The sequence below is a fragment of the Hyphomicrobium sp. genome (assembly GCF_036780825.1).
Lineage (GTDB): Bacteria > Pseudomonadota > Alphaproteobacteria > Rhizobiales > Hyphomicrobiaceae > Hyphomicrobium_C.
The window spans coordinates 103,765-130,270 of the sequence record NZ_DAIQCD010000004.1 but is presented as its reverse complement, the minus strand read 5'-3'; the positions used below and the strand labels follow the sequence as shown (position 1 = coordinate 130,270).

The following is a 26,506-nucleotide window of genomic DNA, read 5'->3' as shown; positions in this document are numbered from 1 at the left end:
TTGCCATATTGGGTCTGGAAGATCTGATCGACCTTCTGCACGTCGAAGGCGATGTTTTGGGCTTGGCTCAAAAGCTGCTGCGTGCGCTGCACGTTTTGTTGGAGCTGCTGAAGCGATGAATATGGCAGGCTCGCCAGATTCTTCGCCTGATTAATGAGCATGGTCGCTTCGTTCTGAAGTGACGTGATCTGGTTGTTGATCTGCTGGAGCGTGCGCGCGGCCGTCAGCACGTTCTGCGCATAGTTCGCCGGATCATAGACGATACGACCGAATTGCGCGTGAGCCGGGCTGGTCAGCATCGGTGACAGCGCGACGGGCATGGCAAGCGCCAGCGCGAGCATGGAAGCGCCGGCGAAGCGGGCAACGGGAACACGGATCATGGAAGGGTCTCCTCTGCTTGGGGGGCATCCGGCACGACCGGCGCGGCGGTTTCCGTCCGGTCGGCAAGATTGGTGAGATCGGGGATAAGGTCGGCTGCCCAATCGACGCCGCGCAGGCGCAGCCACGCCGCAAGGAAGCCGTCGCGACCATGCTCGGCGATAAGTCCGGCGATGCGCTTGTGGTCGGATTTCGCGGATACGGTGCAGAGCGCGAGGCCGACTTCGGACAGGCCCAGCTCGAAGAGGCGGTTTCCCCTGCGGCTCTGGCAGTAGTAATCCCGCTTGGGCGTGGCCCTTGCGAGGATTTCGATCTGCCGGTCATTCAACCCGAAGCGGCGATAGATGGCCGTGATCTGGGGTTCGATGGCCCGCTCGTTCGGCAGGAGCAATCGCGTCGGGCAGCTTTCGATGATGGCGGGCGCGATGTTGCTGCCGTCGATGTCCGATAGCGACTGCGTGGCGAAGATGACGCTGGCGTTCTTCTTCCTGAGCGTCTTCAGCCATTCGCGAAGCTGGTTGGCGAATCCTTCGTCGTCCAGCGCAAGCCAGCCCTCGTCGATGATAAGCAGCGTGGGCCGCCCGTCGAGCCGGTCGCCGATCCGGTGGAACAGATAGGCGAGCACGGCCGGGGCCGCGCCGGTTCCGACGAGCCCCTCGATCTCGAACGCCTGCACATCCGCATGCCCAAGATGTTCGGTCTCGGCGTCGAGCAGCCGACCATAAGCGCCGCCGATGCAATAGGGCCGCAATGCCTGTTTCAGATCGTTGGATTGGAGCAGGACCGTGAGGCCGGTGATGGTGCGTTCCCCGACCGGGGCGGACGCCAGCGAGGTCAGCGCCGTCCAGATATATTCCTTGGTCTCGGGCGTTACGGCCAAGCCCTCACGACCGAGAATGGCGGCGATCCAGTCGGCTGTCCAAGCACGTTCATAGGTGTCGTCGATGCGGGCGAGCGGCTGAAGCGAGACGGACGCCTCGTCTCCGTCCGTCAGTCCGCCGCCCAGATCGTGCCAGTCGCCGCCCATAGCGAGCGCGGCGGCGCGGATCGAGCCGCCGAAATCGAAGGCGAAGACCTGGCTGGCCTCATAACGGCGGAACTGCAAAGCCATGAGCGCGAGCAGCACGGACTTGCCCGCGCCGGTCGGACCGACAACGAGGGTGTGGCCCACGTCGCCGACATGGAGGGATAACCGGAATGGGGTGCTTCCCTCGGTCTTGCCATAGAGCAAGGGGGGCGACCCGAAGTGCTCATCCCGTTCCGGCCCCGCCCACACCGCCGAAAGCGGGATCATGTGGGCGAGATTCAAGGTGCTGATGGGTGGCTGGCGGACATTGGCATAGGCATGTCCGGGGATCGAGCCGAGCCAGGCGTCGACGGCGTTGACGGTTTCAGGCATCGCGGTGAAATCGCGGCCCTGTATGATCTTTTCGGCGAGGCGCAATTTCTCGTCGGCTATGCGCGGGTCCGCGTCCCAGACGGTGATAGTGGCCGTGACATAGGCCATGCCCGCCATATCCGCGCCGAGCTCCTGCAAGGCCATGTCGGCGTCAGCGGCCTTGTTCGCTGCGTCGGTGTCCACGAGGGCGGACGCCTCGTTGGTCATGACTTCCTTAAGGATCGCGGCGATGCTTTTGCGCTTGGCGAACCATTGCCGCCTGATCTTCGTCAGCAGCTTCGTCGCATCGGTCTTGTCCATGAGGATCGCGCGCGTGCTCCACCGATACGGGAACGGCAGCCGGTTCATCTCGTCGAGGAGGCCCGGCGTCGTCGCGGTCGGGAAGCCGATGATGGTCAGGACGCGCAGATGCTGGTTGCCAAGACGCGGCTCCAGCCCGCCGGTCAGTGACTGGTCGGCGAGCAGCGCATCGAGGTGCATCGGCACCTCCGGCACGCGCACGCGATGCCGGTTCGTGGAGATGGTCGAATGGAGATAGGTCAGCGTGCCGGCGTCATCGAGCCAACGGCATTCCGGCATGAAGCCATCGAGCAGAGCCAGAACCCGGTCGGTGCGATCCACGAAGCCGCGCAGCAATTCCCACGGATCGACGCCGGACTGCTCGCGGCCCTCGTAGAGCCAGGTTTCCGCGCGGGCGGCGTCCTCGGCGGGCGGGAGCCAGAGGAAGGTCAGGAAGTAGCCGGACACGAAATGCGTGCCGGCTTCCTCGAAACCGGCCTTGCGCTCGGCGTCGAGCAGCGCCGATGCGGGATCGGGAAAGGTGCTGTCGGGATAGGTCGCAGCCTCGGAGCGCTGCGCCTCGACGAAGATCGACCAGCCGGACCCGAGACGGCGGACGGCATTGTTGATGCGGCCGGCGACCGCCACGAGTTCGGCCGCGACGGCGGAATCCAGATCGGGACCGCGGAACTTCGCAGTTCTCTGGAAACTGCCGTCCTTGTTCAAGACGACGCCGGGGCCGACAAGTGCTGCCCAGGGTAGGAAATCCGCGAGGCGACTGGCGGTGCGGCGGTATTCGGCAAGGTTCATCATGGTCACACCCTCACACCGAGAGATGGCCGGGGATGCGCAGATGCCTGCGGCCCACTTCGACAAAGAGGGGATCGCGCTTGGCCATCCACACGGCGGCGAAGTGGCCGATGACCCAGATGGCGAGGCCGACAAACCAGAGGCGCAGGCCGAGGCCCACGGCCCCGGCCAGCGTTCCGTTCATGATGGCGATGGAGCGCGGAGCGCCGCCGAGCAGGATATGCTCGGTCAGCGCCCGGTGGACCGGAACAATGAAGCCCGGCACCGCGTCGAGTTGTTCGAGGCCGCCCGTCATCAAACAAGCGCCCCGCCGCCGAACGAGAAGAACGACAGGAAGAAGCTCGACGCGGCGAAGGCGATCGACAGGCCGAACACGATCTGGATCAGCCGCCTGAACCCGCCGCTCGTGTCGCCGAAGGCCAGCGCGAGGCCGGTGGCGATAATCACGATCACGGCGATGATCTTGGCGACCGGCCCCTCGATCGATTGAAGGATGCTCTGAAGCGGAGCCTCCCAGGGCATCGACGAACCGGAGGCATGGGCGGCCGGGGCAAGCATGAGGCTGATGGCAAGGGTGGATGCGGCGGTCGCGGCGAAGCGATAGCCGCGCGAAAGCGTGCGGATCATGAAATTTCTCCTGTGTTGGTGGGGGTTGCGGGGGTGATGCGGTAGTCGCCGTCTGGCCCCAGCCCCTCGACGCGGGCGAGTTCGGCCAGCCGGCGCGCGGAACCGCGCCCGGCGAGGATGGCAACGAGGTCGATGGTCTCGGCGATCAGCGCGCGCGGGACCGTGACGACAGCCTCTTGAATGAGCTGTTCGAGGCGGCGGAGCGCGCCGATGCCGGTGCCGGCATGGATGGTGCCGATGCCGCCGGGGTGCCCCGTTCCCCAGGCTTTCAGAAGGTCGAGGGCTTCGGAGCCGCGCACCTCGCCGATGGGGATGCGGTCGGGGCGCAGGCGCAGCGACGAGCGCACAAGATCGGAAAGCGTCGCCACACCATCCTTGGTCCGCATGGCGACGAGGTTGGGCGCGGCGCATTGCAGCTCGCGCGTGTCCTCGATGATGACGACGCGATCCTGCGTCTTCGCCACTTCGGCCAGGAGCGCATTGGTCAGCGTGGTCTTGCCGGTGCTGGTGCCGCCTGCCACCAAAATGTTGGCGCGCTCGGCGACGGCTTCGCGCAGGGTCACGGCCTGATCGGCGGACATGATGCCTGCCGTCACATAGTCGTCGAGCGTGAAGACCGCGACGGCGGGCTTGCGGATGGCAAAGGCCGGTGCGGCGACGACGGGCGGCAGCAGCCCCTCGAACCGTTCTCCCGTCTCGGGCAGTTCCGCCGACACGCGCGGGGATTGGGCGTGAACCTCCGCGCCGACATGGTGTGCGACCAGCCGCACGATGCGTTCGCCATCGGCGGCGGAGAGAATCTCGCCGGTATCGGTCAGACCTTCGGACAGCCGGTCGATCCAGATGCGGCCGTCCGGGTTCAGCATCACCTCGATGACGGTTGGGTCTTCCAGAAACCGGGCGATGGACACGCCGAGGGCCGTGCGCAGCATCCGCGCGCCGCGCGCAATCGCCTCCGGTTTCTGGTGATGTGCAGTCATGTCGGCCCCATTTCTGGCGGGGCGTGACAGACGGACCCCGCAACGGGGTCGATTAAAAGAGCCTGAATTCAGACCGTTTCAACAAGTATCTAGCAGGATGCGGTGATCGGCGGCCATCGGCGGCAAATAGGATGGGTTGAAAATCTAAGAAGCGTGGCCATCGACCTCGGCCTGATCTTGCGACAAACTGTCGTGAAGCGAATCCATGTCGCGCGATAACTCTTTCAGAAACCTGTCTCCGGTCGCCAGCCTGCGGCCGAGATTCTGCATGAAGCCCTCGAACCGCTCGTTCCCCTTGATGCGGGCGGACTGCCTGGCGCTGTCCGGTAACGGCGGTGTCATCGTCAGCCAGAAGCGGACGAACAAGGAAAGGGTCTCGCCGAGCACGGCGAGATCTTCGTCCAGCGTGCCGATCTGCCTGCCGATCTTGTCCAGGCGGCGCGACATGGCCGCTTCCAGCCGGTCAGACGTGTCGCCCGACAGGAAGGATGCGACCGCCGCCTCGATGATGGCGGATTTCGAGACCTGTCGGCGCAGCGATAGCGCCTCGACCTGTTTGAGCAGTTCCGGGTCGAAATAGACATTCATGCGGGTGCGCGTCGTCATGGGCGACCTCTCAAAGCTCTATACCGTCATCGGAGTTCATCGAGGCCTGCCGGGCGATCATTCGCATCCGCGAGCGCAGCGCGCGGGCCTTGGCCGCGTCCACGTCCGGCTCGTCGTCCAGAATGTCGAACTCCTGGGCGGGCGTTGGTGGCGGCGGGATGATCTCCTCATGCTCGGGCAATTCCGGCTCGCGACGGATGCCGGCATTGTCGGGATCGCCCTCGGCCCCGCTGGCAGCGCCGGTCGCTGGCTTGTTCGCCGAGACGATGACGCGGCTCGTCCAGTCGTCGGTTGCTGGCTTCGCCACTGGTGCGGATGGCAACTCGGGCGGCGGCAGGATGCGCTCCTGCAATCGCGCATCCTCGAAATACCGGGCCTTCTTCGCCCGGATAGGTGGGGTTCCCGCGACCATCACGATTTCGTCTGCGGGCGGAAACTGCATGATCTCGCCCGGCGTGAGCAGCGGCCGCGCCGTCTCCTGCCGCGACACCATCAGATGCCCGAGCCAGGGCGCGAGGCGATGGCCGGCATAGTTGGTGGAATCACGCATCTCTGTTGCTGTGCCAAGCGAGTCCGAAACGCGCTTGGCGGTGCGCTCGTCGTTGGTGGCAAAGGCAACGCGCACATGGCAGTTGTCGAGAATGCTGTTGTTTGGCCCATAGGCGCGCTCGATCTGGTTGAGCGATTGGGCGATCAGGAAGGACTTGAGGCCATAGCCCGCCATGAAGGCGAGCGCCGATTCAAAGAAGTCGAGACGGCCGAGCGCGGGAAACTCGTCCAACATCATGAGCAGGCGATGCCGCTTGCCGGATAGCATCAGTTCCTCGGTAAGCCTGCGGCCGATCTGGTTGAGGATGAGCCGGATCAGCGGTTTCGTCCGGTTGATGTCGGACGGTGGCACGACGAGGTAGAGCGTCACCGGCTCTCGCCTGCCGACCAGATCGGCGATGCGCCAGTCGCAACGGTCCGTGACGCGCGCCACGACCGGATCGCGATACAAGCCCAGGAACGACATGGCGGTGGACAGCACGCCCGACCGTTCGTTCTCGCTCTTGTTCAGCAGCTCGCGCGCCGATGAGGCGATGACGGGGTGAACGCCAGCTTCGCCCAGATGCGGCGTGTCCATCATCGCGCGCAAGGTCGCTTCGACCGAGCGGCGGGGATCGGACAGGAAATTGGCGACGCCCGACAGGGTTTTGTCCGGCTCGGCATAGAGGACGTGCAGAATCGCGCCGACAAGGAGGCTGTGGCTGGTCTTTTCCCAATGGTTGCGCTTGTCGAGGCTGCCTTCGGGATCGACCAGAATATCAGCAATATTCTGCACGTCGCGGACTTCCCATTCGCCCTGCCGCACCTCCAGCAACGGATTGTAGGCGGACGATCTGGCGTTGGTGGGATCGAACAGCAGGACGCGGCCGTGCTGTGCCCGGAAGCCGGCCGTCAGCGTCCAGTTCTCGCCCTTGATGTCATGGACGATGCAGCTTCCCGGCCAGGTCAGCAGCGTGGGCACCACAAGGCCGACACCTTTGCCCGACCGCGTGGGTGCGAAGCACAACACATGCTCCGGCCCGTCATGGCGCAGATAGTCCCTGTCGTAGCGGCCGAGCACGACGCCATCGGGGCCGAGCAATCCGGCCGTGCGGATTTCCTTGTCCTCCGCCCATCGCGCGGAGCCGTAAGTGGCGACGTTGCGGGCTTCGCGCGCCCGGATGATTGACAAGAGGATGGCGGCACCGATCGCGAGGATGCCGCCCGATGTGGCGATAGCCGCGCCCTCCACGAAGATCGTGGGCGCATAGGCGTCGAAGGAGAACCACCACCAGAAAAAGGCGGGCGGATAGTAGAACGGCCAACCGGCCAGATCGAACCAGGGATTGCCAAGCTGGGGCTGGAAGCCGAGCCGAAACGCCACCCATTGCGTTGCGGCCCAGGTCATCACCATGACAATGGTGAAGACGACGGCAATCTGCCCCCAGAGTATTCGGCCTCCGCGCATACAGACTCCAATCGGCAAAATTGATGGAGCCGATCAGAGAATGGGCAATCATGCGGTAATCAACAATAAAGGTGGAGCGATAGGGCGACCGGATACTATCGGCGGTAAATAGGATGGGTCACGGCGGGACCATAACGGCACTGCTCGCCGCAAACTAACGCGAATCAGGTTTCGGATGTGGACGGCCCATTTTCGTCGCTAAGGTGAGCAGGCTCAAAAGCGCCGGGTCGCGGTTTCTCGGCGACCAGACGGCCGAAAATGGGATGGTTTCAGGCTCGTCACTGATTGGCAGGAAAATAACATTCGCTGTGTTGCCGACTGTGCTGTCCTCGACAAAAAGCGAGATGCCATGTCCGGCCGCGATCATCGCCAGCAGCGCCTCGCGCCCGACCTTACGACGCAGAATTGTCGGCACAGGCCATTTTCCGGCCGAACGCAGCACGATCAGATCGTGCACCTGTGGGCCGGTACCATGGTGGCGGATAAGGAAGGTTTCGTCGGCAAGCTGCCGCCATTCGACGTTCGATAGCTCCGCCAGCGGATGCTTCAATGGCAGCGCAACCATCAGCCGGTCCCGCCAGATGACGCGGGAGTTTAGGTCGGAGATTTCGTGAGCGCCGGCCATGAAGGCGACATCGAGCCGACCTTCACGCACCATGAATTGCGCATCCCGCGCCGTGCCTTCGGTGATGTGTAGACGAATGCCCGGATGCTTATCGTGAAAGCGTTCCAGTAGAAGATCCAGGAAGCACCCTGCCGTGAGGGCATGAACGCCGATCCGAATATCACCTTGCTCGCTGCGCGCATGCATCCCGGCCGTCTTGATCGCCCGGTCGAGAATACCCATGGCGTCATTGACCTGATCGACGAAACGGCGTCCGGCTTCGGTCATCCGAACGCCGCGCGTGTTGCGGTCAAAGAGGACGATTCCAAGGTCAGTTTCCAGCGCCTTGATCCGGGCGCTCACGCTCGACTGGCTAGTGCCCAGCGCCAGAGCGGCACGGTGGAAACTGAGATATTCCGCGACAGCGAGAGTCTGGATCAGGGCAACCATCGGGACATGGCTTCGAAGGATTGAAAGGCGAGAAGCTATTTCCGGTTCTTTTCTCTGCCTCCTTCGCATGTTGTTTACCGCCGAGCTGAAACGTCACACTTCAGCGGCGGAAGCGGAGTTCTTGAACAAGGAAAGGCTGTTGCAGCTACGAGTCCAACGACATGCGGTCACTTTGGATTCGCGCATCACGGCTGCCCCTCAGCAGTTACTTCATCGCGGCGTTCGCGGCGGTTTCTCGCGGGAATTTCGCTGTTGACCAGCCATAATGCGATGCCGATCAGAATGCCTCCGCAGGCCTGGAGCCAGGAGAGCGTGGCGCCAAGTATGAAATACGACAGGATCACCGTGAACAACGGGGCCAGGAACAGAAAGCCGCTCGTCTTCGTTGCGCCCCCCTTGTTCAACGCCACGAACCACAAACCGAAGGAGCCTGTTGAGGCGGGGATTGCGAGCCAGAAGAACCATCCCCACTGCTCCCTCGTGACGGATGCCGGCCAGTGCTCGCCTGTACCGTATGCAAGCCCCAAGACAGCGAGGGAGCCGATCAGCATCTGCCAGAAGCTCAGCCCCCATGGACCAAACGGCAGATTGGCGCGTTTGTTGATGATCGTAGCTGTCGCCCAGCAGAGGGCGGATGCAATACCGATGATTTCACCGAGCAAAGTGTCGCCACCGGAAAGCATGTCTGGTCCAAGACCAATGGCGAGTCCGACGCCGATGACGCCGAGGACAAGCCCGGTCAATCTTCCACGATGAAGTGTTTCGCCAAGAAAGAAACGGCCCAGCACGGCAACCCAGATAGGATTGGTGAAAAGTAAAATGGCGGCGGTCGATGCGGACACGAACTGCATTGCCCAGAAGAGCAGGCCCATGACCGCTGCCGTCTGGACCAGCCCAATAAGGATCACCAGAGCAATATCACGCAGGCTAGCTCGGCGCGGAAAAAGTACCTGTCTGAGGTTACCCTTGTCGAGGAGGACCAAAGGGAGGGTGGCGAGTGCTGCAACAAGGAAGCGCCATCCCACCAGAATCATGGGGTCGAAACCCTGCTGGATCAGGATTTTCCCTGCGACGAAGCTGGACCCCATCAGAAAGGTGGATGCAATCAGTATTATAAAGAATGGCACCTGAGATGCCGGCGCAGGTCGCGTCCGCATAGGCATAATCACGCTCCCTGGCTGGGTGTGGTAAATTTGACGATGAGTTCTGCAAGGAATTCGGGCGCGTCTTCCGGTAGGAAGTGTCCAGCGTCGGCGACGATCTCAAGGCGAGCGTTGGGCATAGCTTCCACAAGTCGCTGACCATAGGTAACGGACTGAAAAACATCGCGCTCGCCCCATATAACCATGGTGGGAACTGGCAGAGTCTCGATCGCACCCATCCGGGATGTAAGGTCTTCTGTACGGAGCGCTCGCGCTGCGCGGAGATAGGCCCCGCGTCCTTCAACCCCTCTAAAAGGACGCTCATAGGCATCAATCAGCGCTGTCGTCACTCGGTCGGCACGAACCATCCCGCGCGTCAGTCCTTTCGCGAACCCTTTCTTCAGGTCGAAGTCTGGCGCAGTGAGGATATCATCCCAGGCCGGCTCTTTGAGACGCGCAATGCCGGGTTCCGGGAAGGAATCGTAGGCGATTGTGTCAATAAGAACGAGACCAGCGATGACGTTCGGATTTGCAAGGGCTATCAGCTGGGCGACCCCGCCGCCGATGTCATGGCCGACGATGTATCCGCCTCGCCAACCGACCTCTTCAAGGGCATCAACGATGTAGCGCGCTTGGGCGGCAATGCCGAGATCGGCGTCAACCGGCTTATCGGAGTCGCCGTAGCCGAGAAGGTCAAAGACAGTAACCTCGAAGCCGGCTTCCACGAGACGAGGCGCAACCTCGCGCCAGAGAAAACCATGTGTAGGTATTCCATGCAGAAGTACTATCGATGGTCCCTGACCTGCCCGAGCCATCGACAGTCGATAGGGACCGACGGCTACAAAATTGCTCTTAAGTGGCGGGATGTTCATGGCCGTCCTTTCTTCGCCTCTGCCGAAACGTTTCGCCTTTAGCGCGACTGCCGCACCGATCCATCGAGCACCAGCGCCGCCGGGAACTGCGGGATGAGTCGAGGAAGAGCATTCGGCAGTCAGGCTGCTCACACGCCTTGATGCGTGTTCGTAGCGGGCTGCCGAGAAGATCGATTGCATCCCTCGCAATTGTTGCGAGCGCTGTCTGAAATGGATCGTCGGCAAACAGCTTCACGGTTGCCGACCTCGCATCGAGCTTCGGCACCGCCAATGGCAGTGCCGCCATTTCATTCAATGTTGCGACCGCCTCTGCGGGCAAATCGCGCTCGGCGGCAGCCGCATCGGCAACCGCCCATATCGCTTCCCGGAGCGTCTCAAGGTCAGATGTCTGCTCAGGGGAAAGCGCCAGCAACTCTTGGCTCAGACCAGCGTCGCGCAGCCAGCGAGCCGGTGCGCCTGATGGCGCCAGCACGTCTTGCGGCTCGGAAGCCCTACGACGGACGGTTGCCGGAAGATCCAGAGCAAGACGGCCGGAATTGAATCGGAATTCATCTACGTTGATCATACAAACCGTATAAACCGGTTTGTTAGGTTTATCAAGTTTTCTTTATCCGAGCGTCACCTGCCGACTAATCCCTGCACGCGGACATCCTGACTACGACGTGCGGAGCCACTTCCACGCTACGCCGCCTATGGGAGCACTGTCGCCGCGAACTCGTTCACGTCGCCTGCGGCGCACGCGACAGGGCGCGCCAGCAGCTTGCGCACAGCTTCGTCGTTCACTTGCCGCCGGTGACGTCCAGGAATGTACCGGTGATGAAAGACGCTTCGTCACTCGCCAGCCACACAATCGCGCGGGCGACTTCTTCGGGCTGACCACCCCTTCCCATGGGAATCGTGTCCCTGACCCGATCCACCCGTCCGGGTTCTCCGCCGCTGGCGTGCATCTCGGTATAGATGTGGCCGGGGCGAATGCAGCAGACGCGTATTCCCTCCCGCGCAACTTCCTTGGAGAAGCCGGTTGTGAATGTCTCGAGAGCACCCTTCGAGGCGGCGTAGTCGACATATTCGTTCGGGCTACCGAGCCGGGCCGATGCCGACGAAATGTTGATCACGACACCACCCCGCCCGCTGTGGCGGGTGGACATCCGTCTGACCGCCTGCTGGGCGCAGAGCATCGGACCGATCGCGTTGACCGCGAATATCCGCTGCATACGCTCGAAGCCGAGATTTTCCAGCCGGGATTGCTGTGCAATGATCCCGGCGTTGTTCACCAGCACATCGATCCGGCCAAACTCCCGGTCGATCGTGGAGAAAAGCTGGGTGATTTGCTCGGGGTCGGCACTGTCTGCCCGCACGGCCAAAGCCCTGCGCCCGGCGGCTTCCACATCGGCAGTGACCGCATGAGCGGCGGCCTCATTGGAGACAAAAGTGACGACGACATCGTAGCCTTTGGTCGCGGCAAGCCGCGCAGTCGCAGCACCCACGCCACGGCTTCCTCCGGTTATCAACATCAGGGGTGCCTGCAAAACGGTATTCATTTTCTGGCCTTTCTCAGGGCGTTGAATGAGGCCGGTCAGGAGCCGGTCGGTTATTTGGGGTCAGTCAATTATGCGACAGTTGTGGCGTCGGCTGCCGGGCTTCGCAGATGGGAGCCTAGCGCCAGGACAAGCGGAATGATCGAAACCGCGGTGGCGGCCGCCGCAAGAACCCCGACCGTTCGGCTGCTGTGATCCGCGATTGCCCCATAAAGGATCGGGGCGAGACCCCCGGAGCCGATAACGCTCGTATAGAAGATTGCGAAAGCTCGACCTGTATCGCCGTCCGACAGTTCAGGCACAGTGCCGTAGAGCACCGACGATGTGCCGTTGAGAACAACGCCGAGCAGCGGCAACAGGATGAGCGTCAAGGGCAGCGGCGTGAACAGCGTCGCGACGATCAGCGAGGCGGTCATGGCCTCGGCCACCATCACGGTCCTGACGACGCCCAGCCTTACTCCAAGGCCGCCGAAAACTGCTTTCCCGAACGCGCCACCGATAAACAGTAGCGCAAGTGCGACACCAACCGTCGGTAGGCCACCACCGCGTCCCTGAACAAGAAAGGGAAGAAACAGCAGATACCCCATGCGGGTGGCGGTATCGAAGCCGCCAATCACCGTCAGAATACGGAAGCCGCGGCGTTGACGGCTGATCGTGGCCTGCTTTCTACCTTCCATGGAGGAGGAAACGGAGGGCACCAGTTGCACCAAGGTGAAGATCAGGACGATTCCGAGCATCGCCATCAATCCGAGCACCGGTTGCCAGGTAAGAACCGTCAGCAGTAGCGCAACGAGCGCCGGCAACACCGCCTTTCCAAGATCGCCCGCGAAATTATAGATACCGAGAGGGCGTCGCGCGGCATCCCCATAACTTTCGGTCACAAGCAGAGACGCACGCGGGTGCTGAATGCTCGACCCAATGCCGGCCACAACGAGGCCGACGCAGAGCCCCGCCAGCCCCAGTGGCAGAGCCATGATCACAAGGCCGGCTACCGCGATAGCTGTGGAGAGGATCAGCGCTGCGCGTGGCGACCAACCGCTAAGGAGCCGATTGGCAGGTAGCTGAAGCCCGCCCATGGTCGCGTAATAGAGGGCACGGATAACGGCAAGAGCCGCATAGGACAGCCCGAACTGCGCCTGCCATACCGGCATGAAGGCATAGAGGGAGTCTGTGTAACCATCATGCAAGGCATGTGTGAGGCTCGCTCCGACAAGGCTACGTTTTTGATTATTCCATCGATTGCTGCGGTTCATCTCTCACTGTTCTGCCCGGAATGCTGTTTACCTTGCCATGTCTGGCCAACTTGTCATTCGACGGTATACGTGTGAGATTTCATCGACTAGTATGGTTTTGCTCACGCATATCGTTCGCTTTTCTCACGGTTTCAACATGCGCCATCTTCCTCCCTTAAATGCCCTGCGCATATTCGAAGTCGCTGCCCGGACAGGCAGCTATGCAGAGGCGGGAGCTGAACTCGGCCTCACCCATGGCGCGGTGAGCCGTCAGATCGCCGTATTGGAAGGCTGGTTGGGGCAGAAGCTGTTCGTGCGGGATGGTCGCCGCATGGTCGCTACGCCAACAGCGAAAATCTTCGCCGCAGAGGTCGGGCTTTCATTCGACCGTCTGTCTGTCGCAGCAGAAGCCTGCGGCCGCCCGAACGCGCGCCGCATCCTGCGCGTGAGCGCCCCGACCAGCCTCGCGATGCGCTGGCTCATTCCCCGGCTCGGTCGCTATCATGCCGATCACCCGCATGTCGAAGTCGTCGTTACGACCGTGTCCTGCGTGCAGGAAGAGTTGCGCGGCGGCGTGGATCTCTCGATCCGGCGTGGCGTTGCGCGGGATGATATCTGGCCCCAACACCATGTCGTTCCGGTGCTGGACGACGTGGATACGTTGATCATGAGCCCCGCGTTATTCGCCGAGCGCCCAATCCTCAAGCCTGCGGAAATTGAGGGACATACGCTGCTTGCTAGTGAAACGCGTCCCGGCGATTGGGTGAACTGGCTTGAAGCGGCAGAACTCCAGCATCTCGCCGGACTGTCGCGTCAGACATTTGACCACTTCTTCGTTGCCCGCCAGGCGGTGGAAGATGGGCTTGGCATCGGGATCGGCCCGCTTCCCATGCTTGATATCGACATTGCCAGCGGAAGGCTGATGACGCCTCTGCCAGACATTCGGGTGCCGAGAACGGGCTATGTCGCGGTTATCCCCCGTCAAGCCGATCCTGGAGACTTGGTTCGAGGTTTCGTTGACTGGCTGATCCACGAAGCGCGTGGCATGAAAAAGGGTGCTGCGGAATTTGGCCAAGCAGCCGAATAGAAGGCACTACAATCCAAGCCCACGTTGCCGTCCAAGCTGCCATGAGACCGATCCGCCCTGCACGATGGCCATGACTTCGCGGCCGAGCTGACGGTCGATGACCGGCCGCCACGGGACAAGCGTGAACTCATGGCTCTTCTCGATGAGCGCGAACTTGCCGCTGGTTAGCTGCACGGTGCTAGTGAACTTGCCGCTGACGGTTTCGCCGCCTGTGGCAGCGCGGAACGGCAGCGCCTTGCTTTCGGCCATCTCTGCACCGACGCGGGCCACCTCCCGCTCGCGCAGGTTGGCGAGAAGGTTGCGTCGGTAGAAGACGCGGCCATTCTGCTGGCGGGTGGCGTCGCCATGTTCGATATGATGGTCGCGCCGCTGGTCCATGGCCTCGCGCACCTGCTGGCCGAATCCGGTCGAAGCGAGATCCGATGCGTCGTTCGCCAGCATGCGCCGGTCGAGCCAGGTGGCGCCGTCAGCGCCGATCTGTTTTTCCAGATCGAAGGCGGAGAGGACGCGCACGCTGGCCTGCCGATTGCGGCCGGCATCATAGGCGGACGCACGGTTCTCGAAGTCTTCAGGGATACGCCATTGGTCGGCGTCGATCCGCTCGACGATCCCGGCCCGGCGTAGCGCCTCCAGCCGGCGCACATGGGCATCGACATAGGCTTCATAGTCGCCGCCGGGAACGCGGCCCTCAAACTTCGCCTGCTCCAGATGGCGGCTCGGCCGATAGACGCCATCCTCGGCGATGGCCGTGATGGTGCGGTCGGACGGTCGGGCCATCGTTTCGGCCGGGCCGATCTCGATCACGCTGCCTATCCGCGCATCCTCGACGCGAGCCGGGTCAATGCCGGGGACATGGTGCGTGCGGCCGTCGATGCCGTCCACCACGATAGTCAGGTTCTCGCCCATCTCGTCGGTCAGATATTTGTCAACGACGCGGCCAACGATCGGAGTCTCGGGCGGCCCGTCATGGATATGGAAGGTCATGGGATCGCGCTCCAGGCCATCGGCCTTCAGCGCCTTGTGCATGTTGCGGATGATGTCGCCGCGCTCGCCCAACTCGCGCAGGGTCGGCTCCATGCGTTCGCTCATTTCCCAGACGCCGGGCGCGTGCTCGGTGGCCAGCCCCATCTTCTCCAGCTTGGCGAGACGACGCAGGCGCAGGGTCCGGTTGAACTGGCGGCGCGGATCGTCGGGTTCGTGGCGCAGGTCGAGGAACCGTTCGTCCGCTTCTTCGGTCATCGCCCGGTCGATGCGGGTGAAGCGGTCCTGATCGACTTCGGCCGAGAGCTTGCGGCTCTGCTCGATCTCGGTCACGGGGCCAAGCTCCAGCGTGGTCAGCTCGCTTGCACGCTCTCGAATGCCGTTGGCGAGATAGTCGCCATTGATGACAAGGTTCTCGCCCAGATCGTCCTTGCCCCGGACGATGACATGCACATGGGGATGGCCGGTGTTGTAGTGGTTGACAGCGACCCAATCGAGCTTGGTGCCAAGGTCGGCCTCGACTTGTTTCATGAGGTCGCGGGTGTGGGCGGTCAGATCGGTCAGGTCCGCGCCGTCCTCCGGCGAGACAATGAACCGAAACTGATGCCGATCCTCCTTGCCGCGATCGAGGAAGGCGTCGCCATCGGCCCGGTCCTCGTTGGCCGAATAGAGCTGACCGCGCTCGCCGTCGCGCGAGGTGCCGTCACGCTGGATGTAGCGCAGATGGGCGGCGGCCTTGCCGTTCTTGCCGGCCTGTTGGACGTAGCGGGTTTTGACGACGACGCGCCGGATGCCGGGCGCGCTATGACGCCAGCCGCCTGACAGGGTGCGGGCGCGGACAAAGGATGCGCCACGGCCTCGCCGGACGCCGGGACCGCCAGTCGCGCGGGGCGCCTTGCCGCCCCCGGCGGGCGACTTCCCCGCCGAGCGCGATCCGAGACGCGACGAATATTTGGGATGGGCGTTGCTATGCTGGCGGGCGAGCTTCTTCGCTTGGGTGAGAAAGCTCTTGGCCTTGCCCGCCTTCGGCGTGTCGGACCGGATGCGGCCGGGCTTCACCCGGAAGCGGTTCTCGTCGTCGGCGCTCATGGACGCGCCTCCGGCCTGAATCCACGAAAATCGGGTGATCGGCGGCCATGGTGCCGGTCGAAACCCAGCAAAGCCAAGGCTTTGCGCAAGATCACGGCACGCGCCGTCCAAAAACAGGGTGCCGCTCGCGGTTCCCCTAACCAGTGTGCAGACAACAAGAATTTCCAGAACATTGGCGACGTGGTGCCATGTTCCTTTATCTTGCCCTCCGCACTTCCTTCCCTTTCTGCCCTTCCTCCCCGGAATCCAGCCAGGCGAAACCCCGCATGACTGGACACCGGAACGGCTCGCACGAAGCGCGGGAACGCCATCCTCATGGCGCTCCCCCGTCATCGGCGCGAGCCACGAAAATGCTGCCGTCCTGCGGCTCCGTGTCGGCGGCATCCCGCACCGGAACGGTTGCGCGAGTGCCGCCGGATTGCACGTCCGACGACGGCGCGGCGGCAGTCCGCGTGTCGGCCGAGCGCGCAACGAACAGCGGAGCCGCGCGCCAGTCGGGCGGCGGCGCTGGTGCTGGCGCGGGCGTTTCGGATACGACCGCGCCGCCGAGAACCGGCGCGAGCGCGGCGACATAGGCGCGTGTCTCGGCGGGCAAGGCGCGGCTGGTCGCGCGATGGTCATCGTAGCGGCCGGGACCGGCATTGTAGGCCGCGAGCATCGCCGCGACATTGCCGTAGCGATCCCACATTTCGCGCAGATAAGCCGCGCCCGCCAGAATGTTGTCGCGCGGGTCGTAGGGATCGCGGCCGAGGCCATGACGGACGCGCAGGCCCGCCCAGGTGTCAGGCATCACCTGCATCAATCCCATCGCCCCGGTCGAGGAGATCGCGCGCACGTCGCCCGCGCTCTCGGCGCGCAGCACGGCGCGAATCCAGTGCTCGGGAATGCCGAAACGCTGCGAGGCTTCGGTGATGAAGCCGGCATAGGGATCGGCGGCGAGGACGCGGGCGACCGGCGCGGTCTGTGCGACCGCAACGGTCGGTCCCATGCCAAGCGCGAGCAGCGCGGCCAGCAGGAAAACGGCGCAGAGCGATCCTGCCCTGTCTCCGCCACGACGCCAGCCTGCCAGCGTGCTCGCTGCGGTCAAGGGTGCGCGCGAAGCGCCGGCCGTTGGCCGCCCCTGACCTTCGCTGCGCGCGCCGGCCGTCCTGCGGTCGAGCGGGACGAAGGAATGAGCCCGCTTTTCCGCGAACAAAGGAATGGCCGGAACGCGCACCGATCAGCTCCGATCCTCACGGGGCTTCTGCCGCTTCCACGACAGCCGGTAGGTGCGACCCTCATCGCCGGCCTGGAACAGCGCCGGACGAAACAGCGCGCCGAAAAGCGGGCTGTCGATCTCCAGCGCGATGTAATCCCCGGCGCGTTCGCCGTTGCGTTTCCACGCGGCGCCGATCTCCGGGCCGTCCTCGTCGTCGAGGTGGATGCGCCAGGCCGGTGCATTGTCGGCGTCGCCCGGCTCGATGTCGACGAGCACGATGGGTTCATCGATGCCGAACAGCCGGACGCGGCCGGCATAGCCGTTGGCGGTGGATTCAAAGATATTGTCAGGCATGGTCAGTCTCCTTGTGGTTTGGGGTGAAGTGACGCTTCAGAGCGCCGGCCATTGCGTGTGGGCGCGCCATTCGTAGCGGCCGTCGCCTTCTTCATCGGTCCAGAGCGGCAGCGCCCGGCCGATGACGGAACTTGCGGGGATGGGTCCGAAGTAACGGCCGTCGAGGCTGTCCTGGACCTCCCAATTCATGAGGAAGATTTCGCCGTCGCCGATGACGCGGCAGCCCTGCCAGATGGGCAATTCGCGGCCGATCCGGTCGCGTTGCAGTGCCTTGCCCATCTCCACGCCGTCCACCGTGATGGTGGATCGCACGCGGCATACGCGCTGTCCCGGCAGGCCGAGGACGCGCTTCAGAAGCGGCACGCCGCGCCCGACATAGCCGCGCCCGACCATGAAGTCGGCGAGCGGCTTGGGCGGCATCACGGCGACCAGCTCGGGCACCTCGATCCGGTCACCCGGCTCGACGGTGTAGAAGCCGATCGGCGCGCTGGCCGTGGCGTTCCAGATCAGTTTGGTGGGCGTTGGGATGAACGATGCGATGGCGACGCCCATCGCCGCGAAATACGTCACCATGACGTAGCCGAACCGGGTCATGGCGCGATCCTCCGACGCCCGATCCACGCCGCATGTCGCTCCGGCGTGTAGGCATGTGGTTCCAGACCGGCGATCAGCCGGTTGTGGACGTGCCGCCAGTGATCCGGCGCGGCGTCGGCCGGATCGAGGCCGAGCGCCTCCACCGCGTCGATGGCGGCCAGCACGCGCTGAACCTTCCCCCAGCTATCGAGGCGCAACAGGATGTCACCGCCGGGGCGCACGAAGGGCAGCGTCTGGAAGGGTTCGCCGCGGCCGATGGCGCGCACGATGTCGATGCGTGAGACGACAGTGCCATGTTCGCCGGAAGCCCAGCGGACGAAGGCGAAGACGCTCTCGGGCGAGAAGCCGACGATACTGCGGCGGCGGTCGATGATCTGTTCGTAGCTCTTGCGGCCGAAGCGTATCCAGCGCTCGACCTTGCGCTTGTCGAAGGTCAGCTCGACCAATGTGGTGAAGGGCGCAGGCCCGTCCGGCAACGGACGGCCGTGCGAGCGGCGGGCCGCGTTGCCGGTCATGTCGGATCTCCTTCGGTGGTTGGAAATTCGCGGGCGAGCAGGTCACGCAGCATGTCGGCGACGGTGATGCCGCGCCGGAACGCCGCGACCTTGATGCGCCCGCGCAGTTCGGGCGTGATGTCGATGGTCAGGCGGGCGGTGAACGCTTCGCCGGCCGCCTTGCCGCTTGGCGGAGCTTCGGCCGCCCTGACCCAGCTTTCGGCATTGCCCGGCCGGGAGGCGAAGTCGGATTTGCGGGGAGCGCGGCTCATGGAGCAGCTCTCCCGACGCCGAGACGGTCGATCTCGGCGGCCAGCGCCACGATCTCGCGCGCAGCCGGGCTGCCGTCGTCGATCTCGGAAGCGAGCCGCCCGGACTGCGCGGCATCGGCGAAGACGACGCGCTGGCCGATGGTGGCGGCGAGCAAGGGCGGATCGTGGTCGGCCAGCGTCTCGGCCGTCTCGCGAGCAATGACGGTGCGCGCGCCGCAACGGTTGAGCACGAAGCGCGCCCCCAACTCGGGCCGGTAGATGCGCGCCTCCTTCAGAAGCGCCAGCATCTCGGCCGAGGCCCAGCCGTCGAAGGGGGACGGCTGCACCGGCATCAGCACCAGATCGGCGGCGAGCAGCGCCGAGCGCATGAGACCGGCGACGCGGGGCGGCCCGTCGATGACGACGAGATCGGCGTCACGCGCCAGCTCCGGGGCTTCGCGGTGCAAGGTGTCGCGGGCCAGGCCGACGACACTGAACAGCCTCGGCAGGCCCTCATGGCTGCGCGTCTGCGACCAGTCGAGCGCGGAGCCTTGCGGGTCGGCGTCGATCAGGATGACGCGCCGTCCCTGAGCGGCCCAGGCTCCGGCGAGATGCAGGGCGAGCGTGGTCTTGCCGACGCCGCCCTTCTGGTTGAGGAGCGCGACAATCATGGCGCACCTCGGTGGCCGGAACCAGCACTGGCACCGGCACCATGGATCGCGTGCGCGCGCGTCAAAGAAGAAGAGTTAGATTCTTTGTTAGATTCTTCTATAGAGTCCGGCGTGCGATTTGCGCCTAATGTCCCGATACTGCGTGCGCCTAATGTCCCGATAGGATTCACATGGTTATCCACAGGCACTGTGGATAGATTTTCGGGCAGAAAACGCAGCAGTTCGCGCCCGTCTTCCCATTCGGTCAGGAGCAGGTATCCGGGCAGCGACTGACGAGCCGCGATCCGCCGCAGGTCGAGCGCGAAGTCGGATGGTCGCGCTGCGCTGCCGGATTTCTGATGAAGGTGGGAAATCTCGAACGCCCAGCCCTCGGGCTGGCGCCCGGCGTGTTTGCGGGCGACGCGGTAAAGCCAGCGTTCGATCCCGCCCGTCAGCCGGAAATAGGCCGGGTCGATGGTCAGGACCAGCGAGCGGTCGCTGACGCTGTTGTAGAACCATTCGGGCAGGACGAATTCCATGCCTTCGACGCGGCCGGCGCGCGTCGTCATCTCTTCCCATTCGTTGATCCATGAGAATTGCCGCCGCCGCCAATGCTTGCCGTTGCGGATGGTGGTGGCGATGACGGTGGATTGCAGGCGCGCAAGCGCGGCCTTGAGCAACAGATATTCCCGATTGCCGGTAGCTCGTCCGATCGAGCGCAGAAGCTGATAAGGCATGAAGCGGAAGAACCGCGACGTGGGGATGCCGTTGTTCCCGGCCGCGACGATCTGCGAAGCGGCCCAGATCAGCACATCGGCGTCCCAGATCGTCGCCATGCCATGTTCGGGCATGGCGAATACCTGCACCTCGACATCGGCGGCCCGGTAGAGGATCGGCGTGGTGCGGGGGCGCTTCGCCAGCGAGAAGAAGGGCCGTTCCATCAAATCGCGCTGGTCGCGCGGGGCGGCGTCGCCGGTCGCCACGATGAACGGGTCCAGGCGGGTGCGCTCACTGTCTTCGCTCGGCTGTGCGGGTCTGGGGTCGTCGTCGCGCAGCATTTACAGTTCGTCCCGCTCTTGCGGCGTCAGCGGGCGAGCGGCGAAGACCGTGCCGGTATTCTTGTCGCTGGTGGATTTGCGGGTGCCGATGGCGCTCCATGCTTCCAGATCGCGCAGGGCGTAGAGGACGCGGCCGCCGATCTTGCGGTAGGTCGGGCCGGTGCCATAGGTGCGGTGCTTTTCTAAAGTGCGGATGGACAGGCCGAGGAAGCGTGCGGCTTCCTTTGTGCGCAAAAGGCGCGGTGGCAGGTCCGGATTGCGAACGGCCATGGGGAATCACCTCGTAATTCGTCAGACAGGCGGCTGCCGAAGCGACAGCGGGCTGTGGCGAACGATGGCGAGGGATCGGCGGCCTGTAGCGTGCCGCATTTGCGCCTATGCGCTGGCGGCACCCCCTGACGGGTGATAGTCAGCCGGAAAAGGCGAGATATTTCAGCGTTTCACCGCCTGCGGCGCGGATTCGGTCAAGACAATTGCGCACGCATCGGCTAAGGGTGAAAGCGGAGCAGACGCGCTGCTCCGGGGCGTCGAAACCCCTGACTAGTGGTTGTTGCCGGCCGTAACGGCAACGCACTCCTTGACCTATGGTCGGGGAGCCTGTGGCGTATACAACAGGCTTTCCGAGCTAAAGGCCATGGGGCCGTCTAGTCACGGTTTCGAACTCCCCGATCACCAGGAGTCAGAGAGTCTTATCTGCGGGGGCGCACCGCAGGCACTCTTCTGAAGAAAGGGGAATGACGATGCGGGTTCCTGTCGAACTTGATCCCGATGTGGACGACATCGCGCCGACTGGCGACGAGATCACCACCTATGACGAACGGCATTTCGTGACCTATCTGCGCCTTCTCGATGCGAAGGCCGAAAATGCGGACTGGAAGGAAGTGGCGCGAATCGTGCTGCACCGCGATCCGGTCGCCGAAGAACTGCGGACACGGCGATGCTGGCAAAGCCATCTGGAACGGGCACAATGGCTCTCACGCGAGGGCTACAAACGGATTTTGGAACAGGCTGCCGCCAATAAGGCGTGACGCTCGGTATCGTCGGCAACCGCAAATACTGGCTGGATTCAGGTTTTGCCGGGTTTGATCGGATAATGCAGCAGCAGGCGATAGCCGCCGCGCATCATCCTGATGCCGTGGGCGACGAGGCGACGGGCTTTGTTCTTGGCTGGATCGCCTTCGAAATCCTCCTTCGTGCCGTGGAAGCCGAGCAGGACTTCGGCGATGGCGCGATAGCTCTCACCGCGCAGACGAGCATCAAGCGCGCGCAGGGACAGGATGTGCCATTCCCGGAGCTGGTCGGGAAGGATGCCGATAGGCGGTCCCGGCGGTCGCCGGGTGAGAGATCGCCAGAGACGGCGTGCGGCATGGGCGCGAAGCTCCAGAAATGAATCCATCGGCAAGGTCACGGCATAGAAGGCTGCGGCGTCGGGCACCGCGTCCGGCAACCAGAACTGGTGCGCGACGTTGCCCACCTGCCAGACGCCATGCCAGCCATCGGCGGCGCGGCGCAGATCGAGACCATCGAGATGGGCGAGAGCGACCAGCGGCTCGGTTTCTACGGCCTCCTGTTCGACAGGCGACAGCATGACCGCCTGCGGCTGAAGGCGCGGAGACCAGAACGGGGTATGGCTATCAGGCGATGCGTCGGGGTCGCTTGCGAAATCGCAACCCCCAGCGCTGCGCGAACCGCTCCAATTGCCGCGCGCCGGGTTCTCCGGTCAGGGCAATGGCGTTGAAGTCATGGCGATACTCATCGTTGCGACGAAGATATTCCCAGGCGAAACCGGCGGCGGGCAAATTCTTGGTGTGCTTGTAAGCCGCCGGAACACGCCAGTCGATGCTAAGCATGGCGTCTCTCCCAATGGCGGGTCGCACAAGGCAGACCCGAACTGGAAGCCTGCTGGATGTCAGGCGGCGACTGTAGCTGCGCCAAGGGTATAAGTGGTGTCGGTAACTCGATAAATTCCTTAGTTATTTTTGTCTTAACAGTGGTTATCTGGATTCGCGAGCCGGGCCTAGCCCGGCGAGCGGCGGCCGTGTCCCCGGCATGGCCGCACCGCCGATCCGCTGAGCCGGATCGGCGAAAAATTGGGCAATCTGAAAGCCTGAAAAGCGGAAATCCGTAGAGCCGGTTTTCCGGCTCTACGGCTTGGCGGTCATCGGGCCTTGAGGCGCTGCATGCCTTCGGCCAGCGTCCAGAGCGCGCGATTGAGGGTCACGTTCTGGTCGATGCCGTTGATAGCGCGGGTCTGGCTGCGGCGAATACGGCCGTCCGAAGTCTGGCGGCGTCCATGCAATCCGCCCCTTATCATGTTCTCCTGAATGGTGTTGTAGGTCATCCAAAGACTTTGCCCGACATCCTCGCGGCGGCGCGGCTGGATGATCTGATCCGGGCGAACGGGGCTTTCTTCTTCGCCGTAGCGGGCGACAAGGCTCGCCTCCGCCAGAACGCGGCGCTCATCTTCGCCAAGCTGGATTTCCTTCATGGTCTCGCTGGCGTCGATCAGCCGGGGGAAGTCCTCCGCGACGGTATAGACGCCTTCGATAATGTCATGCTGGATACTTCCCTTGTGGGGAACGCGCACGTCCTCGAACCGCTCGCCCGCCACTAGGCTGTTGGTGCAGACGAAACGCAACATTCCGGCGAACATCTGATAGCTGCTGGTTCCGTCATGGGAATTGACGATGATGACTTCCGCCGCCTCCTGCTTGCCGATGCCGTCATCCCGGCGCAGGCGCAGCATATGCTTGGCGTGGCCGTGGCGGCTGCCGTCGCGTGGGACCGACTGCACGGCGAAGAACGGGAACCATCCTTCCCGGCGCAACCCCTCCACAATGTCAATGGTGGGAACATAGACGTAACGCTCCGACCGGCTGTCATGGGCCTCGCGGGCGAAGATCGAGGGGACGTGCCGATAAAGCGCCTCGTTGTCGAGCGCTTCGCGCCCGCTGATCTGATGGCTGTTGCGGCCGAACCGGGTGGCAAGGTGATGATAGGTCATGATCTTGATCCTTATGGGTCTGGGTTGGAGCGCAGCGCTGCGCTGCAACCCTGGCCGTCGCCGAGACCGGGGGGTGCAAGGCGCAAGGGCGGACGGGCGGAGGGGGATCACCCGGCCTGCACAAGCGGATCGAAGTCGTGACGAGAGTGCGGAGCACATATCCGCGCGGAAGGCTGGGGATACCGCCCGGCCGCCCTTGTGCCGCGCCAGGGGGCAGCGCCCCCAAGCAACCCGCCCGGCCAGAGCAAAGCGGAGGACGGGGAGAAGATCCGATCGGGATACGCAAAGCCTGAAAACCGGAAAGCCGCGTATCCTGATCTCCTGGTTTCCTGAAAGGCGGCGGAGATGAGCAAAAAGAAGCCCCGCTCGGTTGAGCGGGGCAATCGGGGAGCTGGCCTTAGTCGCCGTTGCGGCGGGACCAGATGAGGTTGTGGGAATTTCCGTCCTCGGCTTCGACCAGGCTGGCGTAGATCGGTGCGGGGAAGCTCGGATCGTCCAGCTTGACGGAGAGGTATTCGCGCTGCGTCTCGCGGGCGGTCTTCCTCCAGGCCGCGCCGAACTCGGTAGCACCGGCGAAGATGCGGAAGTCGGGGGCGCGCTCGCTGTCGCCCTCGCTGGGAACGAACTTGGCCTTGACGTTGAGGGTCAGGGTCTTGACCGCGCCGGTGAAGCCCGCGCCGTTCTCGTTCTGGGTGAAGGTGCCGATGGTCGCCATTGTCGTATTCCTTTTCCTGTCGGGCCGCACCATTGCGACCTCGATGGTGGTCGTGAGACCGGGGACGATCGGCCCCGCACCCCTAGGGGCTGGAACATCGTGGAAGGCGGCCGGCGGCAGCTTTTTTGCTTCGCGATGCAAAGCCGAAGGCGGCGGAAAAAAGTTGGCGACGGACGTTGCGGGAAGACGAGCGAGGCGAAGCCGATCTTCGGTCAGACCCATTCCAATCGAGGACGCGAATGGAGCGCCCGTTTCAGGAAATCGCGGGAATACGGCAATGGCGGCCGTCCTGCGCCTCGCCGGGATCGGGGACGCTGCGCCGGTCGCCTTGGGTGCGGTCTTTTCCACCCTGACCGCCAAGGCCAGTTCGTATGATACCAGCGGGGCGTTGGCGGGCACGGCTTCGTCTGACCTTCGCCGGTGCTGGCGTGCCCGGTGTGGCCGGAAGACCGCTTGCGGGGCGGCATGCACTACCTCGCCAAGCGGATGATCCGAGCTTCCCGGCGCTGATCCGCCCCGCCCGTCGAAGCGGACGGAAAGCCTAACCTCATCATGGGGCTGCCGTGGCGACCGTGACCGGCCTCCGAGACTGCCTCCCTCACCGGATGGGAGCTTCCCGCGAAATGTCCGCCGCCGCCCCTTGCGTTATGGGATTGAAGCCGAATGGCGGAAACGCGGCGAAGTCGTGGTTCCGGCGCAGCCGAAAGCCCGGCCCGGAGGGCAACGCCCAATCCTGTGACGTTCAACAGCACTCGTCATGGATTCGGGGGCGAGGCTTTTTCCAGCCGTGCAACGGCCTTGGGGTCGGAAGCCTCTTTGTGCAGAGCATCCCAATTGTCGGGCGGATTGCCGTCATCCAGCATCCCCTTGAAGACCTTGTAGGCATCCGTTTTGGAGCCATAGGTCCGCAAGCTGTTTTCGTCGTTCACCCATGCGAAGATGATGACCTTGCTGGTGCTGCTGTAGCGGAAAAAGAGCCGGAAACGACCATTGCCGAACTTGGCGCGAAACCAGTGCTTGCGGTCATCGCCAAGGGTCGCGCCCTGGCGATAGATGGAAGCTGTCGGGTCCGATGGCACATTGACGGTGACGAGCTGGACCAGGGACGCGAGTAACTTGGCGTCTGCGGATTTCTGATAATCGTCCGGTTTCTTCGCTTTGAGCGCGCCGACCGCCTCGATCAGCTTTTCCCACTGATCGAGAAAGAGAGGGTGTGCGAGGACCGTCCAGCCATTGATCGTCGGCATATCAGATCGAAACGTCCCCCTCGATCTCGGCATCGAGATCGACCGTCATGCCCGCCGTCAGGGCAACAGCCCGGTCGAGCAAGGACTGGGGGAACGGAAGAACGGATTTCTCGGGGTGCTTCGCCATGTCTCGCGCGAGAAATTCGAGAAAGCGGTCGATCACGGGATCGGCGGTTTCTTCAATCTCGGCCTTCTGGACATAGACGCGGTGCTGCTCGTCAATGAGAAAAGCAATGCGTCCACCATAGTCAACGCCCAGCGCCTGCCGAACGGACTTCGGCACGGTGGTCTGTCCCTTGGCGGTGATGGTGCTTTCTTCTTTCAGCAACGCTCCCATGGCGGGCCTCCATAAATCGGTCGAGTGGAATGTAAGGAATATTCCTTATCATGTCAAGATTGGCCGTCGCCTTGCTCTGCCAGCCGGTTCCGCGCCTTTATTTCGCGGGGTGGCCGACACCGTTCACCAGCCGCGCCAAGGCAGAGAAGCCGACGAAACCGCCTCCGACGATACAGAAGATTTGCCGCCAGATGTCGGACGGGACGGCCTCCTTGGTGACGCCATGGACCAGCGCATAGCCCGCAACGGCGGCGGGAGCGGCGAAGATTAGCGCCACGATCAGGCGGATGATGGGAGTGCGGATCGTCTCGAACAGCCCGGCCAGAATGCCGAAGGCGGCACAAGCCGAGAACAAGCCGACGAGTCCCGCACCGATCAGGCCAGAGCCGGTCTGATACGCGAACTGCGCTGCGGTCAGCCCGAGCATGAAAGGCAGGGCATAGACGGCGAGATTGTAGGCGAGGACGCAGAGCAACGCGACCAGCGCAACACTCATGAACATGACGGCGACCATGATGTTTCACCTTTGCTGAC

Annotated in this window: 30 protein-coding genes and 1 pseudogene; 2 read left to right on the top strand and 29 right to left on the bottom strand. The window is 63.5% G+C overall.

Features of this window, described 5'->3' with window-relative positions; all coding sequences use genetic code 11:
* The 13 genes and pseudogenes from V7P99_RS03765 to V7P99_RS03705 all read right to left on the bottom strand — a co-directional run.
* Positions 1–380 (bottom strand): annotated as a pseudogene (locus V7P99_RS03765) (P-type conjugative transfer protein TrbJ); the annotation flags it as partial.
* Complete coding sequence (gene trbE / locus V7P99_RS03760) at positions 377–2,869, bottom strand: conjugal transfer protein TrbE (RefSeq protein ID WP_030091824.1); 2,493 nt, start codon at positions 2,867–2,869, stop codon at positions 377–379. The pseudogene V7P99_RS03765 and the gene trbE, both read right to left, overlap by 4 nt.
* Before the next feature lie 10 nt (positions 2,870–2,879).
* Entirely contained in the window at positions 2,880–3,161 is a 282-nt protein-coding gene (locus tag V7P99_RS03755) for a VirB3 family type IV secretion system protein (protein ID WP_030091825.1), read from the bottom strand.
* Entirely contained in the window at positions 3,161–3,493 is a 333-nt protein-coding gene (locus V7P99_RS03750; RefSeq protein ID WP_030091826.1) for a TrbC/VirB2 family protein, read from the bottom strand. The genes V7P99_RS03755 and V7P99_RS03750 overlap by 1 nt, the downstream gene beginning before the upstream one ends.
* Entirely contained in the window at positions 3,490–4,473 is a 984-nt protein-coding gene (gene trbB, locus V7P99_RS03745) for a P-type conjugative transfer ATPase TrbB (protein ID WP_030091827.1), read from the bottom strand. Before trbB ends, V7P99_RS03750 begins: the two co-directional genes overlap by 4 nt.
* 144 nt (positions 4,474–4,617) lie before the next feature.
* Positions 4,618–5,079, bottom strand: coding sequence for a CopG family transcriptional regulator (locus V7P99_RS03740; RefSeq protein WP_333793446.1), 462 nt, complete (start codon positions 5,077–5,079; stop codon positions 4,618–4,620).
* Positions 5,080–5,089: 10 nt separating this feature from the next.
* Positions 5,090–7,075 carry a conjugal transfer protein TraG gene (locus V7P99_RS03735; protein ID WP_030091829.1) on the bottom strand — a complete coding sequence of 662 codons (1,986 nt, stop codon included), beginning with the start codon at positions 7,073–7,075 and terminating at the stop codon, positions 5,090–5,092.
* 154 nt (positions 7,076–7,229) lie between these two features.
* Positions 7,230–8,129, bottom strand: coding sequence for a LysR family transcriptional regulator (locus V7P99_RS03730; RefSeq protein WP_198585894.1), 900 nt, complete (start codon positions 8,127–8,129; stop codon positions 7,230–7,232).
* Positions 8,130–8,314: 185 nt separating this feature from the next.
* Positions 8,315–9,292 carry a DMT family transporter gene (locus V7P99_RS03725; protein WP_333793445.1) on the bottom strand — a complete coding sequence of 326 codons (978 nt, stop codon included), beginning with the start codon at positions 9,290–9,292 and terminating at the stop codon, positions 8,315–8,317.
* A gap of 2 nt (positions 9,293–9,294) precedes the next feature.
* Entirely contained in the window at positions 9,295–10,143 is an 849-nt protein-coding gene (locus V7P99_RS03720; RefSeq protein WP_333793444.1) for an alpha/beta fold hydrolase, read from the bottom strand.
* Positions 10,124–10,708, bottom strand: a complete 585-nt coding sequence (locus tag V7P99_RS03715; protein ID WP_081876279.1) for a CGNR zinc finger domain-containing protein — start codon at positions 10,706–10,708, stop codon at positions 10,124–10,126. Before V7P99_RS03715 ends, V7P99_RS03720 begins: the two co-directional genes overlap by 20 nt.
* A gap of 214 nt (positions 10,709–10,922) precedes the next feature.
* Positions 10,923–11,684, bottom strand: coding sequence for a glucose 1-dehydrogenase (locus V7P99_RS03710; protein WP_333793443.1), 762 nt, complete (start codon positions 11,682–11,684; stop codon positions 10,923–10,925).
* 68 nt (positions 11,685–11,752) lie between these two features.
* Complete coding sequence (locus V7P99_RS03705) at positions 11,753–12,934, bottom strand: MFS transporter (RefSeq protein WP_333793442.1); 1,182 nt, start codon at positions 12,932–12,934, stop codon at positions 11,753–11,755.
* Between the two features lie 91 nt (positions 12,935–13,025).
* On the opposite strand from V7P99_RS03705, the gene V7P99_RS03700 reads away from it, so the two are divergent.
* Positions 13,026–14,000: a LysR substrate-binding domain-containing protein gene (locus V7P99_RS03700; RefSeq protein ID WP_333793441.1), complete on the top strand. Its 975-nt coding sequence runs from the start codon at positions 13,026–13,028 to the stop codon at positions 13,998–14,000.
* Positions 14,001–14,006: 6 nt separating this feature from the next.
* On the opposite strand, the gene V7P99_RS03695 is transcribed toward V7P99_RS03700, so the two are convergent.
* The 9 genes from V7P99_RS03695 to V7P99_RS03655 form a co-directional block, all read right to left on the bottom strand.
* Positions 14,007–15,239: a DUF3363 domain-containing protein gene (locus tag V7P99_RS03695; RefSeq protein ID WP_198585930.1), complete on the bottom strand. Its 1,233-nt coding sequence runs from the start codon at positions 15,237–15,239 to the stop codon at positions 14,007–14,009.
* A gap of 1,144 nt (positions 15,240–16,383) precedes the next feature.
* Positions 16,384–17,286 carry a lytic transglycosylase domain-containing protein gene (locus V7P99_RS03690; RefSeq protein ID WP_030092765.1) on the bottom strand — a complete coding sequence of 301 codons (903 nt, stop codon included), beginning with the start codon at positions 17,284–17,286 and terminating at the stop codon, positions 16,384–16,386.
* A 3-nt stretch (positions 17,287–17,289) separates the two neighbouring features.
* Complete coding sequence (locus V7P99_RS03685; RefSeq protein ID WP_030092764.1) at positions 17,290–17,622, bottom strand: DUF736 domain-containing protein; 333 nt, start codon at positions 17,620–17,622, stop codon at positions 17,290–17,292.
* Between the two features lie 36 nt (positions 17,623–17,658).
* Entirely contained in the window at positions 17,659–18,216 is a 558-nt protein-coding gene (locus tag V7P99_RS03680; protein WP_030092763.1) for a S26 family signal peptidase, read from the bottom strand.
* Positions 18,213–18,731: a DUF2840 domain-containing protein gene (locus V7P99_RS03675; RefSeq protein ID WP_030092762.1), complete on the bottom strand. Its 519-nt coding sequence runs from the start codon at positions 18,729–18,731 to the stop codon at positions 18,213–18,215. The genes V7P99_RS03680 and V7P99_RS03675 overlap by 4 nt, the downstream gene beginning before the upstream one ends.
* Complete coding sequence (locus tag V7P99_RS03670; RefSeq protein WP_030092761.1) at positions 18,728–18,982, bottom strand: hypothetical protein; 255 nt, start codon at positions 18,980–18,982, stop codon at positions 18,728–18,730. The genes V7P99_RS03675 and V7P99_RS03670 overlap by 4 nt, the downstream gene beginning before the upstream one ends.
* The gene (gene parA / locus V7P99_RS03665; protein ID WP_030092760.1) at positions 18,979–19,632 is read right to left on the bottom strand and encodes a ParA family partition ATPase; all 654 of its coding nucleotides are present in this window, start codon (positions 19,630–19,632) and stop codon (positions 18,979–18,981) included. Before parA ends, V7P99_RS03670 begins: the two co-directional genes overlap by 4 nt.
* A complete protein-coding gene (locus V7P99_RS03660) occupies positions 19,629–20,669 on the bottom strand; it encodes a replication initiator protein A (protein ID WP_030092759.1) in 1,041 nt (346 codons plus the stop codon). The genes parA and V7P99_RS03660 overlap by 4 nt, the downstream gene beginning before the upstream one ends.
* Positions 20,670–20,939: a helix-turn-helix transcriptional regulator gene (locus tag V7P99_RS03655; RefSeq protein ID WP_030092758.1), complete on the bottom strand. Its 270-nt coding sequence runs from the start codon at positions 20,937–20,939 to the stop codon at positions 20,670–20,672.
* 470 nt (positions 20,940–21,409) lie between these two features.
* Here V7P99_RS03655 and V7P99_RS03650 point away from each other — a divergent pair, with 470 nt between their 5' ends.
* Positions 21,410–21,697 (top strand): DNA -binding domain-containing protein, encoded by a 288-nt coding sequence (locus V7P99_RS03650; RefSeq protein ID WP_030092757.1) that lies wholly within the window; start codon positions 21,410–21,412, stop codon positions 21,695–21,697.
* A gap of 38 nt (positions 21,698–21,735) precedes the next feature.
* On the opposite strand, the gene V7P99_RS03645 is transcribed toward V7P99_RS03650, so the two are convergent.
* The 7 genes from V7P99_RS03645 to V7P99_RS03615 all read right to left on the bottom strand — a co-directional run bounded on the left by V7P99_RS03645 (position 21,736) and on the right by V7P99_RS03615 (position 26,486).
* Complete coding sequence (locus tag V7P99_RS03645) at positions 21,736–22,257, bottom strand: DUF2285 domain-containing protein (protein WP_030092756.1); 522 nt, start codon at positions 22,255–22,257, stop codon at positions 21,736–21,738.
* 46 nt (positions 22,258–22,303) lie between these two features.
* On the bottom strand, positions 22,304–22,519 hold the full coding sequence (locus V7P99_RS03640; protein WP_081876353.1) for a transcriptional regulator domain-containing protein: 216 nt from the start codon (positions 22,517–22,519) through the stop codon (positions 22,304–22,306).
* Positions 22,520–22,827: 308 nt separating this feature from the next.
* Positions 22,828–23,673: a DUF932 domain-containing protein gene (locus V7P99_RS03635; RefSeq protein WP_099865077.1), complete on the bottom strand. Its 846-nt coding sequence runs from the start codon at positions 23,671–23,673 to the stop codon at positions 22,828–22,830.
* A 397-nt stretch (positions 23,674–24,070) separates the two neighbouring features.
* Positions 24,071–24,388, bottom strand: a complete 318-nt coding sequence (locus tag V7P99_RS03630; RefSeq protein WP_030093188.1) for a DUF736 domain-containing protein — start codon at positions 24,386–24,388, stop codon at positions 24,071–24,073.
* A 755-nt stretch (positions 24,389–25,143) separates the two neighbouring features.
* Entirely contained in the window at positions 25,144–25,635 is a 492-nt protein-coding gene (locus V7P99_RS03625; protein ID WP_030093187.1) for a type II toxin-antitoxin system YhaV family toxin, read from the bottom strand.
* A 1-nt stretch (position 25,636) separates the two neighbouring features.
* A complete protein-coding gene (locus tag V7P99_RS03620; protein ID WP_030093186.1) occupies positions 25,637–25,972 on the bottom strand; it encodes a type II toxin-antitoxin system PrlF family antitoxin in 336 nt (111 codons plus the stop codon).
* A gap of 97 nt (positions 25,973–26,069) precedes the next feature.
* Positions 26,070–26,486 (bottom strand): hypothetical protein, encoded by a 417-nt coding sequence (locus tag V7P99_RS03615; RefSeq protein WP_030093185.1) that lies wholly within the window; start codon positions 26,484–26,486, stop codon positions 26,070–26,072.
* Positions 26,487–26,506: the final 20 nt, after the last annotated feature.

Excerpts from the sequence above, each read along its gene's own strand:
- V7P99_RS03750 (WP_030091826.1), bottom strand. The coding sequence starts at position 3,493 with ATGATCCGCACGCTTTCGCGCGGCTATCGCTTCGCCGCGACCGCCGCA.
- V7P99_RS03640 (WP_081876353.1), bottom strand. The coding sequence starts at position 22,519 with ATGCTTAGCATCGACTGGCGTGTTCCGGCGGCTTACAAGCACACCAAG.
- V7P99_RS03670 (WP_030092761.1), bottom strand. The coding sequence starts at position 18,982 with ATGAGCCGCGCTCCCCGCAAATCCGACTTCGCCTCCCGGCCGGGCAAT.
- V7P99_RS03630 (WP_030093188.1), bottom strand. The coding sequence starts at position 24,388 with ATGGCGACCATCGGCACCTTCACCCAGAACGAGAACGGCGCGGGCTTC.
- V7P99_RS03730 (WP_198585894.1), bottom strand. The coding sequence starts at position 8,129 with ATGGTTGCCCTGATCCAGACTCTCGCTGTCGCGGAATATCTCAGTTTC.
- V7P99_RS03705 (WP_333793442.1), bottom strand. The coding sequence starts at position 12,934 with ATGAACCGCAGCAATCGATGGAATAATCAAAAACGTAGCCTTGTCGGA.
- V7P99_RS03755 (WP_030091825.1), bottom strand. The coding sequence starts at position 3,161 with ATGACGGGCGGCCTCGAACAACTCGACGCGGTGCCGGGCTTCATTGTT.
- V7P99_RS03740 (WP_333793446.1), bottom strand. The coding sequence starts at position 5,079 with ATGACGACGCGCACCCGCATGAATGTCTATTTCGACCCGGAACTGCTC.
- trbB (WP_030091827.1), bottom strand. The coding sequence starts at position 4,473 with ATGACTGCACATCACCAGAAACCGGAGGCGATTGCGCGCGGCGCGCGG.
- V7P99_RS03650 (WP_030092757.1), top strand. The coding sequence starts at position 21,410 with ATGCGGGTTCCTGTCGAACTTGATCCCGATGTGGACGACATCGCGCCG.
- V7P99_RS03715 (WP_081876279.1), bottom strand. The coding sequence starts at position 10,708 with ATGATCAACGTAGATGAATTCCGATTCAATTCCGGCCGTCTTGCTCTG.
- V7P99_RS03645 (WP_030092756.1), bottom strand. The coding sequence starts at position 22,257 with ATGCTGTCGCCTGTCGAACAGGAGGCCGTAGAAACCGAGCCGCTGGTC.
- V7P99_RS03685 (WP_030092764.1), bottom strand. The coding sequence starts at position 17,622 with ATGCCTGACAATATCTTTGAATCCACCGCCAACGGCTATGCCGGCCGC.
- trbE (WP_030091824.1), bottom strand. The coding sequence starts at position 2,869 with ATGATGAACCTTGCCGAATACCGCCGCACCGCCAGTCGCCTCGCGGAT.
- V7P99_RS03700 (WP_333793441.1), top strand. The coding sequence starts at position 13,026 with ATGGTTTTGCTCACGCATATCGTTCGCTTTTCTCACGGTTTCAACATG.
- V7P99_RS03675 (WP_030092762.1), bottom strand. The coding sequence starts at position 18,731 with ATGACCGGCAACGCGGCCCGCCGCTCGCACGGCCGTCCGTTGCCGGAC.
- V7P99_RS03660 (WP_030092759.1), bottom strand. The coding sequence starts at position 20,669 with ATGCTGCGCGACGACGACCCCAGACCCGCACAGCCGAGCGAAGACAGT.
- parA (WP_030092760.1), bottom strand. The coding sequence starts at position 19,632 with ATGATTGTCGCGCTCCTCAACCAGAAGGGCGGCGTCGGCAAGACCACG.
- V7P99_RS03735 (WP_030091829.1), bottom strand. The coding sequence starts at position 7,075 with ATGCGCGGAGGCCGAATACTCTGGGGGCAGATTGCCGTCGTCTTCACC.
- V7P99_RS03620 (WP_030093186.1), bottom strand. The coding sequence starts at position 25,972 with ATGGGAGCGTTGCTGAAAGAAGAAAGCACCATCACCGCCAAGGGACAG.
- V7P99_RS03625 (WP_030093187.1), bottom strand. The coding sequence starts at position 25,635 with ATGCCGACGATCAATGGCTGGACGGTCCTCGCACACCCTCTCTTTCTC.
- V7P99_RS03635 (WP_099865077.1), bottom strand. The coding sequence starts at position 23,673 with ATGACCTATCATCACCTTGCCACCCGGTTCGGCCGCAACAGCCATCAG.
- V7P99_RS03655 (WP_030092758.1), bottom strand. The coding sequence starts at position 20,939 with ATGGCCGTTCGCAATCCGGACCTGCCACCGCGCCTTTTGCGCACAAAG.
- V7P99_RS03615 (WP_030093185.1), bottom strand. The coding sequence starts at position 26,486 with ATGGTCGCCGTCATGTTCATGAGTGTTGCGCTGGTCGCGTTGCTCTGC.
- V7P99_RS03725 (WP_333793445.1), bottom strand. The coding sequence starts at position 9,292 with ATGCCTATGCGGACGCGACCTGCGCCGGCATCTCAGGTGCCATTCTTT.
- V7P99_RS03720 (WP_333793444.1), bottom strand. The coding sequence starts at position 10,143 with ATGAACATCCCGCCACTTAAGAGCAATTTTGTAGCCGTCGGTCCCTAT.
- V7P99_RS03710 (WP_333793443.1), bottom strand. The coding sequence starts at position 11,684 with ATGAATACCGTTTTGCAGGCACCCCTGATGTTGATAACCGGAGGAAGC.
- V7P99_RS03680 (WP_030092763.1), bottom strand. The coding sequence starts at position 18,216 with ATGACCCGGTTCGGCTACGTCATGGTGACGTATTTCGCGGCGATGGGC.
- V7P99_RS03695 (WP_198585930.1), bottom strand. The coding sequence starts at position 15,239 with ATGACCGAAGAAGCGGACGAACGGTTCCTCGACCTGCGCCACGAACCC.